Source organism: Chromobacterium sp. ATCC 53434, assembly GCF_002848345.1.
Lineage (GTDB): Bacteria > Pseudomonadota > Gammaproteobacteria > Burkholderiales > Chromobacteriaceae > Chromobacterium.
The window spans coordinates 1,161,970-1,174,483 of sequence record NZ_CP025429.1 but is presented as its reverse complement, the minus strand read 5'-3'; the positions used below and the strand labels follow the sequence as shown (position 1 = coordinate 1,174,483).

Here is a 12,514-nt window from a genome sequence, read left to right as displayed (position 1 = left end):
CGCCGCTCGCACGCAGCCGGAGCGCCCCGCTCCGGCTTTCGTTCATCCCAGTCAAACGCAGCCATGGCCATCCATTTCATTTCCGATCTGCACCTCGCCGACGACACGCCGGCGCTCACCCGGCTGTTCCTTGACACGCTCGCCGGCTGGCGCGGCCGGATAGCGGCGCTGTACATCCTGGGCGACCTGTTCGAATACTGGGTGGGCGACGACGACGATTCGCCGTATCTGGAGGAGGCGCTGGCGGCGCTGCGCGCCTTCGCCGCCGAGACGCCGCTGTTCGTGATGCGCGGCAACCGCGATTTCCTGTTCGGCACCGGCTTCGAGACCCGCAGCGGCGCCAGGCTGCTGGACGACCCGACGCTGATCGAGGCCCATGGCCGGCGCATCCTGCTCAGCCACGGCGACGCGCTGTGCGCCGACGATGCCGCCTACCAGCAGTTCCGCGCCGTCAGCCGCAGCCCCGAGTGGCAGCAAGCGATGCTGGCCAGACCGCTGGCCGAGCGCCACGCCATCGCCCGCCACGCGCGCGCGCAAAGCGAAATGAACAAGCAGGCCAACGGCCTGAGCGCCATTTCCGACGTCACCGAGACCACCGTGCGGGAACTGCTGGCCGCCCACGATTGGCCGACGCTGATCCACGGCCACACTCACCGCCCCGGCCACCACCGGCACCAGGCCGGCGACAACCATGCCGAACGCTGGGTGATCCGGGACTGGCACGGCGATGCCGGCGGCTATCTGCTGCTGGACGACGCCGGCATCCAGGCGCTGCCGCTGGGCGGCTGAGCCTCCCGTTCCCCTCCCACGATTCCGTCCCGTCTCCGGGGACGCCGCGCCGCAAGCCGGTGCCGGCGCCCCCGTTCCGCCATTCCCGCCTCTTCGGCCTGCCTGGCCGCAAATGCCTGAAGCATAAAAGAAAAGCATCTTTCCTTCATGCCCGCTCCCGGATCGAAAAGTCGACACGAGTCGACACACTTCACTCCCCAAAAGCATCAAATTTAATATAAAGACATATTTATTTATTATTTTTGCAATGATCATTTATTGAAAATGAAATGACGTTCAACTAGATTTGCCGCTTTCGAAATTACTTTCAAGGCAAAATATGTTCATCCCGCCAGAAGGGCCGGGAGCCGCCTCCGCTCCCCGTTTTCCATCGAGCCCGACATGAGCGCTGCCTGCTGCACAAGCCGAACGGCGACATAGCCGCTCTGGCCTGCGGACAGCTTGCTTTCAGCACGCCCAGGCCGCCCCACCCGACAAGACAAAAGCATTAAAACCACGTATCTGGCTCAAAACAGGAAAATAGAATGAAACAACCTCACTATCTGCGCCCCGTCGCGCTCGCGGTCCTGGCCGCGCTGAGCAGTCCGGCCGCGCTGGCGGACAGCACCCAGCTGGAAACCGTCACCATCACCGGCGCCGGCGACAAGCTGGGAGTCGGCTTGCTGCAGCAACAGGAAGGCGCGCGCGCGCGCAGCGACGTCAGCAAGGCCGCGCTGGAGAAACAAAGCCCGACCTCGAACATCTACCAGGGCATCAATATGTTGCCCGGCGTCAACGCGTCCAGCCAGGACAACACCGGCATGTTCGGCGGCGCGCTGACCATACGCGGCTTCAACTCCGACCAGATCGGCGTCACCATCAACGGCGTGCCGGTCAACGACTCCGGCAGCTACAATGTGTATCCGCAGGAATTCGTCGACCTGGAAAACCTGTGCCAGGGCTCGGTCACCCAGGGCTCCAGCGACACCGACGCGCCGCACATGGGCGCCAGCGGCGGCAATATGAGCTTCGTCACCTGCGATCCGGAAAAGGAGCGCCGCGTGCGCTTCGCCCAAAGCCTGGGCAGCAACAGCCTGCAGCGCACCTATATCCGCGGCGACACCGGCCTGTTCGCCGACGGCAAGGCCCGCGCCTTCGCCAGCTATTCGCACAGCGAAACCGACAAGTGGAAAGGCGCCGGCGGCATGAAGCGCGACCACGTCGACACCGGCATCCGCTATGACTTCAGCGGCGGCTACATCAACGCGTCCGTGCTGTACAACCGCCAGATCGGCAATGCCTTCGGCACCCCGACGCTGCAGCAGCTGCAGCAGACCGGTTACGGCTACGATTACGCCACCAGCTTCATTCCCGGCCATCTGACGCCGAAAAACGGCACCGCGCAGAAGGAAACCGGCCCGACCCCCGCCTACTACCAGCTGCAGCAAAACCCGTTCGAGAACGTGATCGCCAAGGTGGACGCCGTGTTGAAGCTCGGTCCAGACACCCGCGTCAAGATCCAGCCCTACTTCTGGTACGGCTACGGCGGCGCCACCAGCCAGCAGACCCAGTCCGAGAGCGCCTTCCTGAACAAGTCCACCCATACCGACACGGCCGCCAAGGACTTGAACGGCGACGGCGACACGCTGGACACCATCGTGGTCAACGGCAGCAGCATCACCCGCACCCGCCGCCCCGGCATCACCGTCACCATGGAGCAGAGCCTGGGCAACCACCTGCTGCAGGCCGGCGTATGGTACGAGCGGGCCCAGCACATCCAGACCGGTCCGGAGAGCCTGACCAACGCCGACGGCAGCCCGCAGGACCCGTGGATGCAGTCCAATCTGGTCACCCGTCCAGACGGCAGTCTGTACCAGTATCGCGACTGGGAAACCGTCAGCACCGCCACCCAGCTGTTCGCCATCGGCACGTTCAACTTCCTGGACGACCGCCTCGGCATCAACGCCGGCCTGCGCACGCCGCAGATCAAGCGCGAGTTCACCAACCACGCCAACGACGGCTGCGGCGCCTCCAGCAAGACCTGCGCGGCGGCCTACGACTACACGATCAACAAGACCTACCGCGAAACCCTGCCCAGCTTCGGCATGCGCTACTACCTGGCGCCCAAGCAGCAAGTGTTCTTCAACATCACCAAGAACTACCGCGCGGTGCCGAACTACGCCTACAGCAGCAGCAACGGCAATGTGCAGGTGGTCAACGGCCAAGTGGTGATGACCAACGACGTGGTGCCGGAAACCTCGGTCAATACCGACCTGGGCTACCGCTGGCAGGGCGACATCGTGACGCTCAGCGGCTCGCTGTTCAACGTGGACTTCCGCAACCGCCAGGCCAACTCCTATGACCCGGTGACGCTGAAATCGGTGAACATCAACGCCGGCGGCGTGCATACCTGGGGCGGCGAGATCGAACTGGGCACCGTGCCGGTCAAGGGCTGGAGCGCCTACGCCTCGTTCACCAGCAACCACAGCGAGATCCAGAACAATCTGAACTGGAAGGACCCGTCCGGCAACAACACCATGCTGCAGACCCAGGGCAACGACTTCCCGATGACGCCGCGCTGGATGGCCGCGCTGTCGCTGCAATACTCGCCGGGCGCCTGGTATGTCCGCACCGACGTCAAGCACACCGGCAAGCAGTTCGCCACCCTGGTCAACGACGAGGTGGTGCCGGAATACACGACGGTGGACCTGGATGCCGGCTACCGCTTCGGCAATATGGGCATGCTGAAGAATCCGACGCTGAAGCTGAACCTCAGCAATTTGTTCAGCACCAGCTACCGCATTCCGAGCTCGTACAAGGTCAACGCCGCCGACACCGTGCGCTACAACCTGGGCGCGCCGCGCAGCGTCGCCGTGACGCTGTCGGTCGACATGTAAGCGCTCCCGGCCGGCTCGCCGCCGCCCCTCCGCCGAAACCGGCCGCCGACGCGGCCGGTTTTATTTTTAACGCCATTGTCATCCATGGCGCTTTGCCGCATCATCGCCATTCGTTCGCAGTCCAAGCAATCCGGAGAATCGCCGTGGTACGCCGCATCCCGCTTCCGCTGTCGCCCTGTCTGTTCGCGCTGAGCCTGTTCGGCCAGGCGTCCGCCGCCCTGCCCTCCGCGCCCAGCGCCGTGGACGACGGCGCGCTCGGCTATTACCGCCAGGCCGCCGCCGGACCGGACGGCATCGTCTTCGCCGCCGAGGGCGAGTTGTGGAGCGTGTCCTACGACGGCGGCGTGGCGCGCCGGCTGACCGGCGGCCCGGTCGACGCCGCCATGCCGGCGATTTCCGCCGACGGCCGCTGGCTGGCCTTCGTCGCCAGTTACGACGGCGCGCCCGAGGTCTATCTGATACCGGCCGCCGGCGGCCCGACCCGACGCCTGACGGTGGACGGCGACCGAGGCGTGCGGGTCGAGGGCTGGAGCCGGGACGGCCGGGTGCTGGTCGCCAGCAGCCGCTACAGCGGCAAGCCCGACACCCGGCTCTACCTGCTGGACCCGGCCAGCGGCCGACGCGCGCCGCTGCCGCTGGCCCAGGCGGCCGAGGCCTGTCTCGACGCCGAGGGCCGGCCTACGCTGTTCGCCCGCCAGCCGCAACCGTCGGACAATGTGGTCGGCTATGTCGGCGGCCAGCGGCAGCAGCTGTGGAGCTGGCGGCCGGGCCGGGAGGCCAGGCCCGCCTTCCCGGGCCACCCCGGTACCAGCCGCCAGCCGATGTGCGACGGCGACCAGACCTATTTCATCAGCGACAAGGGCGGCCGGCTGAATCTGTGGCAGGCGCGGCTCTCCGCCGACGGCGTGCTCGCCGACAGCCGGCCGCTGACTTCTTACCGCGATTTCGAAGTGCGCGGCGCCAGCCTGGCCCGCACCGCCGCCGGCAACCGCATCGTCTATACCCGCGCCGGCGCCATCCACGTGCTCGATCCGCAGACCGGCGTCGACCGCGCGCCGGCGATACGGCTCAATTCCGACTTCGAGCAGCTGCGGCCGCGGATGATCGCCAGTCCGGCGCCTTATCTGTCGGCGCTGGCGGTATCGCCGAACGGCGACCGCATCGCCGTCGTCGCGCGCGGTTTCGTATCGGTGTTCCCGGTCGGCGCCGGGCGCCGCGCCGACGTGCTGGCCGACAGCGGCCAGCGCGCGCGCGAACTGCTTTTCTCCGCCGACGGCAAATCGCTGCTGATCACCAGCGACAGCAGCGGCGAACAGGAATTCTGGCGCGTCGACGCCCGCGGCGGCGGCCCCGCCCGTCAGCTGAGCCGCGGCGGCGACTCGCCGATCTACCGACCCAGCCTCTCCCCCGACGGCAAAAAGCTGGTCTACGCCGACGGCCAGCGACGCCTGTGGCGGCTGGATGCCGCCAGCGGCGCCAGGAAGCTGCTGCGCCAGCTGGACCAGGGCGAGTTCGCCGATTTCGCCTGGTCGCCGGACAGCCGCTACCTCGCCTACGCCGCCGACGCCGCCAACGATTTCAGCCGGCTGTGGCTATACGACGATGCCAGCGGCGCGCACCAGGCGCTGTCCAGCGACCGCTACCACGCCCGCAGCCCGGCCTTCTCGCCGGACGGCAAGGTGCTGTACTTCCTCAGCGACCGCAATCTCGACTCGGAAGTGTCCAGCCCCTGGGGCCAGCGCGATCCCGGCCCCTACTTCAACAAGCAGGCCAAGATCTACGGCCTGCTGCTGGACGCCGCCGCGCGCTGGCCGTTCCAGCCGCGCGACGAACTGGCGCGCCAGAACGCCGGCGACGAGAAAGGCGGCAAGGACGAACAGGACGAACAGGACGGCGAATCGGCCGGCGCCGACAAGGCCGCCAAGAAGGCCGCGCTGGTCAAACTGGACGCCGGCGCCAACCGCCGGCTGTACGAGGTGCCGCTGGAACCGGGCAATTACGACAATCTGCAGGTCGACGCCAAGCGCCTGTACTTCACCCGCGCCGACAAGCCGGAAGCGGAGCAGCGGCAGTTGCTGAGCCTGACGATAGAGGCGCCGGACCCGACCCCGGCCAAGCCCGCGGTCCTCAGCGACGGCGTCAAAGAGTACCGGTTGTCGGCCGACCGCAAGCACCTGCTGCTGCGGCGCGAAATCGCCGGCCAACCCGGCCTGCTGGTGGTGCCGGCCGCCGCCAAATTGCCGACCGAGCTGGACAAGCACACCGTCAGCCTGAGGGACTGGGCGCTGCCGCTGGATCCGCGCGCAGAATGGCGGCAGATCTTCGCCGACACCTGGCGCATGCATCGCGACACCGTGCATCTGGCCACGCTGCGCGCGGTCGACTGGAACGCGGCGCGGCGTCGTTTCGAGCCGCTGGTGGACAAGGTGACCAGCCGCCAGGAATTGAACGACGTGATCGCCCAGATGATCGCCGAAATCGGCATCCAGCACAGCCAGGTCGGCCTGCGCGACGGCGCGTCGGCCGGCGACGTCGGCCAATTGGCGGCCGACTTCAGCCCGGTCGCCGGCGGTCTGCGGATCGACGCGATCTGGAGCGGCGACGCCGAACTGCTGGAGGAGCGCTCGCCGCTGGCGCGCCCGGAGGCCGACCTCCGCGTCGGCGACGTCATCCGCGAAATCAACGGCCAGCCGCTCTCCAGCGAATACGCGCTGGCCAGCGCGCTGCGGGGCCAGACAGGCAAACAGGTTCTGCTGAAGGTCGGCCGCGGCGAAGCCGTCCGCCAGGTCATCGTCCAGCCGGTCAACCTGAGCCGCGACCGCCAGCTGCGCTATCTGGGCTGGGAAGGACAACGCCGACAGCGGGTGGAGAAGGCGGCGGCGGGACGCATCGGCTATCTGCACCTGCAGGCGATGGGCAAGACCGACGCCGCGCGCTGGGCGCGCGAATACTATCCGGTGTTCGAACGCGAAGGGCTGATCATAGACTTGCGCCGCAACAACGGCGGCAATATCGACCAGTGGCTGCTGGAAAAGCTGCTGCGCCGCGTCTGGGTATGGTGGCAGCCGGGCAACCAGCTGCCGGCCGTCTCCAATCCGCCGCACGCCTTCCGCGGCAAGGTGGTGGCGCTGATAGACGGCGACACCTATTCGGACGGCGAGACCTTCGCGCTGGGCCTGCAACGGCTGGGCATCGCCACGCTGATAGGCGAGCGCACCGCCGGCGCCGGCATGTGGCTCAGCGACAATAACGAGACGCGCGACAAGGGCATCGCCCGCGCCGCCAGCATGCCGCAATTCGTCGACGACGCCGGCAAGCGCAGCTGGGTGGTGGAGGGGCGCGGCGTGACGCCGGACATCGAGGTGGACAATCCGCCGTGGGCCAGCTTCCGCGGCGAGGACGCCCAGCTGGAGGCGGCCATCCGCTACCTGCGGCAAAACCTGCCGGCCCAGGCGCCGACCTCGCCGCCGGCGCCGGCCGGCGGCGCGCAAGGCAGCCGCTTCGGCGGCTTCTAGCGGCAGAACCGGCGGCTCACGGCCGCCGGGGCCGCCACAACGGCCACCAGCCCGGCTCGGCGGCGCGGGCCGCGGAAACGGCGATGCCCGGCAGCGCCAGCAGCTCGCCGCCGCCATCGCACAGCAAGGGCCAGCGCCGCCGCAGCAGCGGCGGCACGCCGGCCTCGCGCAGCAGGTCCTTGATTTCGCGCCGGCCGACCCGCGCCGGCAGCTTTTCTCCGCCCTGGCGCTGCCGCAGGCACAGGCCGCCGGCCAGCGCCGATTCCGGCAGGCCCAGGGGCCTGCGCTCCCACTCGAGGCTGCCGCCCCATTCCGGCAGTTCCTGCATTTCTCCGCCCCGCCAATCGAGCCGGCTGTCGCCAATATGACACTGTACTTTAGTCCAGGCCTGCACGACGTTGGCATAACGCAACAAATGACCCTGAACCAGCTCCAGCTGAGGACTGGCGCCGACGCCGGCCTCGTCGAGCTGACGCAGGAATTCCAGCAAGGCGGCCGGTTCCGGCGCGGCCCAGCCCAGCGTTTCCAGCCAGCGCAGCAGCGCCAGCCGCCGCCTCGGCGCCGACAAGGCGGCCAGCGCCGGCCAGGACAGTCCGTCGGCCACGGCGGCCGCGGCGGCGTCCGCCGAAGCCACCTCGTCCAGCACGGCGGCGGCGTCGGCCTGCAAGGCCGCCGCGCGCGCCAGATGGCTGCGGTAATGGGGAATGGCGCGCGCGATGCGCGGCAGGATGTCGTGCCGCAGCAGATTGCGGCGGTAGCGGGTATCGAGATTGCTTTCGTCGTCGATCCAGGCCAGTCCGCGGGCGCGGACGTAGTCGTGCAGCCGGTCCCGCGTGACATGCAGCAGCGGCCGCCACAACAGCTTGCCGGCCGCCAGCTCCCGCAGCGCCGGCATCGCCGCCAGCGCGCGGACGCCGCCGCCGCGCAGCAGCTGCAGCAGCACCGTCTCCGCCTGATCGTCCAGATGATGGGCCAGCGCGATCACGCCGGCGCTCGAGCCGCGGTAGACGGCATAACGCGCCTCGCGCGCCGCCGCCTCCAGGCTGTCCCCGCCTCCGGCCGCCACCGTCACCCGCTCGACGCGCAACGGCACGGCCAGCTCGGCGCACAGCCGTCGGCAATGCTCGGCCCAGGCGTCGGCGTTCGGGCTCAGGCCGTGATGGACATGGACGGCGGACAGCGCGAGACCGGGCCGCCGATCGCGCTCGGCGCACAACAGCGCCAACAGCGCCACCGAGTCCAGCCCGCCGGACAGACCGACCTCAAAAGCACATTGGCCGGACAGCTGGTCCGGCCAATGCAGGGTCAGGCGGCTTGCCGCCGGATCAGGCGGCGTCTTCCTTGAAACGGCCATAACTCATCAAGCGGTCGAAGCGCTGCTTCAGCAGCTCGTCCAGCGACTTGCTCTGGACTTCCTTCAATTGGTCCTGCAGCACGCGCTTCAGTGTCGTCATCATCTGCGCGTGATCGCGATGGGCGCCGCCGATCGGCTCGGTGACCACGCGATCGATCAGACCCAGCGTCTTCAGCCGCGGCGCGGTGATGCCCAGCGCCTCGGCGGCGTCGGACGCGCGCTCGGCGGTCTTCCACAGGATGGAGGCGCAGCCTTCCGGCGAAATCACCGAATAGGTCGCGTACTGCAGCATGTTGACGCTGTCGCCGACGGCGATGGCCAGCGCGCCGCCGGAACCGCCCTCGCCGATCACGGTGATGACGATGGGCACCCGCAAACGGGTCATCTCATACAGATTGCGCCCTATCGCCTCGGACTGGCCGCGTTCCTCCGCGCCGATGCCGGGCCAGGCGCCGGTGGTATCGACGAAGGTGAACACCGGGATGCCGAACTTCTCGGCCAGCTTCATCAAGCGCAGCGCCTTGCGATAGCCTTCCGGGTGCGGCATGCCGAAGTTGCGGCGAATCTTTTCCTTGGTGTCGCGGCCTTTCTGCTGGCCGATCACCATCACCGACTGGCCGTTGAAACGGGCCAGGCCGCCAACAATGGCGGCGTCGTCGGCGAATGCGCGATCACCGTGCAGTTCTTCAAAGTCGGTGAAAATAGCCTGGATATAGTCCAGCGTATAAGGACGCTGCGGATGCCGCGCCACCATCGCGATCTGCGACGGCGACAGCTTGGCGTACAGCGCCTTCGTCAATTCCAGGCTCTTCTTCTGCAGGCGTGCGATCTCCTCGGAGATATCCAACACCGAGTCGTCCTGCACGAAACGCAGCTCTTCAATTTTGTTCTCGAGCTCGGCAATCGGTTGCTCAAAATCGAGAAAGGTCGGCTTCATTCTTCACATCATCCGTCAAACCTTGATTCGCGGCATCATACATGAGGCGCAAACTCGCCGTCACCCGTTGAGCCGGCAAAACAACGGAAAATTGGAGCAAATATTCGAAATCCCGGGCTTTGGCAAAAAAACTTCTCCCCGCCACTTGCACAAGCTTAAGCCCTGTGCTTTAATTCGCCTCCTCGCTGAAACGCAAGCAGCGAAACGAATTCAGGGCGTTTAGCTCAGTTGGTAGAGCGTCTGCCTTACAAGCAGAATGTCGGCGGTTCGACTCCGTCAACGCCCACCAAGGTTTACGGTTGGAGTGGTAGTTCAGTTGGTTAGAATACCGGCCTGTCACGCCGGGGGTCGCGGGTTCGAGTCCCGTCCACTCCGCCAACAAGACACAGCAGTATCGAAGGGCGTTTAGCTCAGTTGGTAGAGCGTCTGCCTTACAAGCAGAATGTCGGCGGTTCGACTCCGTCAACGCCCACCAAAGGTTTACGGTTTGGAGTGGTAGTTCAGTTGGTTAGAATACCGGCCTGTCACGCCGGGGGTCGCGGGTTCGAGTCCCGTCCACTCCGCCAACAAGACACAGCAGTATCGAAGGGCGTTTAGCTCAGTTGGTAGAGCGTCTGCCTTACAAGCAGAATGTCGGCGGTTCGACTCCGTCAACGCCCACCAAGGTTTACGGTTTGGAGTGGTAGTTCAGTTGGTTAGAATACCGGCCTGTCACGCCGGGGGTCGCGGGTTCGAGTCCCGTCCACTCCGCCAACAAGACAAAGCAGCATCGTGGGCGTTTAGCTCAGTTGGTAGAGCGTCTGCCTTACAAGCAGAATGTCGGCGGTTCGACTCCGTCAACGCCCACCAGAAGATTTACGGTTTGGAGTGGTAGTTCAGTTGGTTAGAATACCGGCCTGTCACGCCGGGGGTCGCGGGTTCGAGTCCCGTCCACTCCGCCAACGCATAAAGCAGTACCCAGGTTTTCGGGCGGTTAGTCTCAGTTGGTAGAGCACTGCCTTCACACGGCAGGGGTCGCTGGTTCGAGTCCAGTACCGCCCACCAGAAAAACGGAGTGGTAGTTCAGTTGGTTAGAATACCGGCCTGTCACGCCGGGGGTCGCGGGTTCGAGTCCCGTCCACTCCGCCAACGTTATAAAGCAGTACCCAGGTTTTCGGGCGGTTAGTCTCAGTTGGTAGAGCACTGCCTTCACACGGCAGGGGTCGCTGGTTCGAGTCCAGTACCGCCCACCAGAAAAACGGAGTGGTAGTTCAGTTGGTTAGAATACCGGCCTGTCACGCCGGGGGTCGCGGGTTCGAGTCCCGTCCACTCCGCCAACGACAAAAAAGCAGCCTGCGGGCTGCTTTTTTGCATTCCGGCTTCGGCCAGACATGCATTCGGCTCATGTTGCACACCATCCGCAGTCATATGCGGTAAATTTGCCAAATTTGCCGATGGCATCGATACTGTCTGACTTTATACATTGCATATCAAGAGATTACACAATGAATAAGGCAATGCTGCTGGCGGTCTGTCTCGCCCCCCCGCTGGCACTGGCAGGCGCCGCGCCCGCCGCCGACTCCGCCATCTGGCAATATCGGGTACAGGCCGGCGACACGCTGTGGTCGGTCGCCTCGCAGCACCTGCTTTCCCCCGGCTACGTGCCTCAGCTGCAAGCGCAGAACCACATCGCCAATCCATACCGGCTATCGTCCGGCAGCGTGCTGAACATCCCCTACGCCTGGGTGAAGCAGGATACCGCCGACGCCACGCTGGACGAGATGTCCGGCCAGGTGGCGGCGCAGGGACGCAACGGCGCCGCGCTCGATCTGGTCCGCGGACAACGCTATGTCAGCGGCACCCGCTTCAGCACCGGCCGTGACTCCATGCTGCGCCTGCGCTTTCGCGACGGCTCGATGCTGGTGCTGAACGCCAATACCACGCTGACGCTGGAAAACCAGGCCTACTACCCCAGCACCGGCGCCATCCGCTCGCAAAGCCGGCTGGACCAGGGCAGCACCGGCAACTCGGTGATTCCCAATCTGCTGATGCCCAGCCGCTACAGCATCCAGACCCCATCCGCCGTCACCACCGTGCGCGGCACTGAGTTCCGCGTCCGCAGCGCCGCCGCCGACGATACCGCCGCCGAAGTGCTGCGCGGCAAGGTCAACGTGCGGGACGGACAACAGGAAGTCGACGTGCCGGCCGGCTTCGGCAGCCGCGGCAAGTCCGACGGCGGCCAGCCGGAAGCGCTGCCGGCGGCGCCGCGTCTGGCCGGCCTGGCGCCGCGCTACGATTTCAATCCGCCGCCGCTGCGCTGGCGCGCCGACGCCGGCGAAGCCGGCTACCACCTGGCCCTGAACCGGGCGAGCGACGGCGCCCTGGTTCAGGAACGGAGCGGCGCCGCGCCATCGTTCTATCCGCTCTTGCCCGACAACGGCGACTACCTGCTGACCATCCGCGCCGTCAATGCCGCCGGCCTGGAAGGCTTCGACAGCAGCCGCCCGCTGCAGCTGCACGCCTACCCGCCGCCGCCGCTGCTGCTCGCCTCCGGGCCGGAGCAACAGCAGCGCGGCGCCGTGCTGGCAGTACGGAGCACCGCCGACGCGGCGCATCCCGCCTGGTTGCAAGTAGCCCGCGACGCCGACTTCCGCCAGCCGCTGTACGACGGCCGGCTGGAGCGTCCGCAGTGGCAGCTGACGCTGCCGGATCAGGGCGTCTGGTACTGGCGCGCGGCGTCGATCGGCGCCGATGGCCGCCTCGGTCCCTACGGCGACGTCCAGCGGCTGGAGGTGACCGGCTGGCTGATGGTGCCGGACATTCGCCCCGCCACGCTCGCAGGCCGCCGCTATCCACTGTCCGGCCTGCGCTACACGCTGCAGCTGACGCCGCTGGAGCAGCTGGCCGCCACGCCGTTCCGCTTCGCCGCCGCGCAACCGCTGTGGCTGCTGCGCGACTTGCCGCGAGGCCGGTTTGCCGTCACCATCCACATCGACGACGACGATGGCTACCACGCCGAAGAACAATACCCATCGCTGACCTTGCCATGAACCCGGCCTCCGGC

Annotated in this window: 6 protein-coding genes and 12 tRNA genes; 16 read left to right on the top strand and 2 right to left on the bottom strand. The window is 66.7% G+C overall.

The annotated features are described in order from the left end of the window. Positions 1 to 63 precede the first annotated feature (63 nt). The 3 genes from CXB49_RS05590 (at position 64) to CXB49_RS05580 (ending at position 7,180) form a co-directional block, all read left to right on the top strand. Positions 64 to 789, top strand: a complete 726-nt coding sequence (locus tag CXB49_RS05590; protein WP_101707478.1) for a UDP-2,3-diacylglucosamine diphosphatase — start codon at positions 64 to 66, stop codon at positions 787 to 789. Between the two features lie 524 nt (positions 790 to 1,313). Next, the gene (locus CXB49_RS05585; RefSeq protein WP_101707477.1) at positions 1,314 to 3,665 is read left to right on the top strand and encodes a TonB-dependent receptor; all 2,352 of its coding nucleotides are present in this window, start codon (positions 1,314 to 1,316) and stop codon (positions 3,663 to 3,665) included. 143 nt (positions 3,666 to 3,808) lie between these two features. Continuing rightward, positions 3,809 to 7,180: a S41 family peptidase gene (locus CXB49_RS05580; RefSeq protein WP_101707476.1), complete on the top strand. Its 3,372-nt coding sequence runs from the start codon at positions 3,809 to 3,811 to the stop codon at positions 7,178 to 7,180. Positions 7,181 to 7,196: 16 nt separating this feature from the next. On the opposite strand, the gene tilS is transcribed toward CXB49_RS05580, so the two are convergent. Then, the gene (tilS, locus tag CXB49_RS05575; protein WP_101707475.1) at positions 7,197 to 8,534 is read right to left on the bottom strand and encodes a tRNA lysidine(34) synthetase TilS; all 1,338 of its coding nucleotides are present in this window, start codon (positions 8,532 to 8,534) and stop codon (positions 7,197 to 7,199) included. Then, positions 8,506 to 9,471, bottom strand: a complete 966-nt coding sequence (locus tag CXB49_RS05570; protein WP_101707474.1) for an acetyl-CoA carboxylase carboxyltransferase subunit alpha — start codon at positions 9,469 to 9,471, stop codon at positions 8,506 to 8,508. The genes tilS and CXB49_RS05570 overlap by 29 nt, the downstream gene beginning before the upstream one ends. 213 nt (positions 9,472 to 9,684) lie before the next feature. Here CXB49_RS05570 and CXB49_RS05565 point away from each other — a divergent pair. The 13 genes from CXB49_RS05565 to CXB49_RS05505 all read left to right on the top strand — a co-directional run bounded on the left by CXB49_RS05565 (position 9,685) and on the right by CXB49_RS05505 (position 12,500). After that, positions 9,685 to 9,760 (top strand) — tRNA-Val (locus CXB49_RS05565). A gap of 12 nt (positions 9,761 to 9,772) precedes the next feature. Further along, a tRNA-Asp gene (locus CXB49_RS05560) sits at positions 9,773 to 9,849 on the top strand. A gap of 21 nt (positions 9,850 to 9,870) precedes the next feature. Continuing rightward, positions 9,871 to 9,946: transfer RNA gene (locus CXB49_RS05555), tRNA-Val, on the top strand. Positions 9,947 to 9,960: 14 nt separating this feature from the next. Then, positions 9,961 to 10,037, top strand: a tRNA-Asp gene (locus CXB49_RS05550). 21 nt (positions 10,038 to 10,058) lie between these two features. Further along, positions 10,059 to 10,134: transfer RNA gene (locus CXB49_RS05545), tRNA-Val, on the top strand. Positions 10,135 to 10,147: 13 nt separating this feature from the next. After that, positions 10,148 to 10,224 (top strand) — tRNA-Asp (locus tag CXB49_RS05540). Positions 10,225 to 10,244: 20 nt separating this feature from the next. Next, positions 10,245 to 10,320 (top strand) — tRNA-Val (locus CXB49_RS05535). Positions 10,321 to 10,335: 15 nt separating this feature from the next. Next, positions 10,336 to 10,412 (top strand) — tRNA-Asp (locus tag CXB49_RS05530). 26 nt (positions 10,413 to 10,438) lie between these two features. Then, a tRNA-Val gene (locus CXB49_RS05525) sits at positions 10,439 to 10,515 on the top strand. A 7-nt stretch (positions 10,516 to 10,522) separates the two neighbouring features. Further along, a tRNA-Asp gene (locus tag CXB49_RS05520) sits at positions 10,523 to 10,599 on the top strand. Between the two features lie 27 nt (positions 10,600 to 10,626). Next, positions 10,627 to 10,703 (top strand) — tRNA-Val (locus tag CXB49_RS05515). Positions 10,704 to 10,710: 7 nt separating this feature from the next. Beyond that, positions 10,711 to 10,787 (top strand) — tRNA-Asp (locus CXB49_RS05510). A 168-nt stretch (positions 10,788 to 10,955) separates the two neighbouring features. Further along, positions 10,956 to 12,500 (top strand): FecR domain-containing protein, encoded by a 1,545-nt coding sequence (locus CXB49_RS05505; RefSeq protein WP_158300624.1) that lies wholly within the window; start codon positions 10,956 to 10,958, stop codon positions 12,498 to 12,500. Positions 12,501 to 12,514 lie beyond the last annotated feature (14 nt).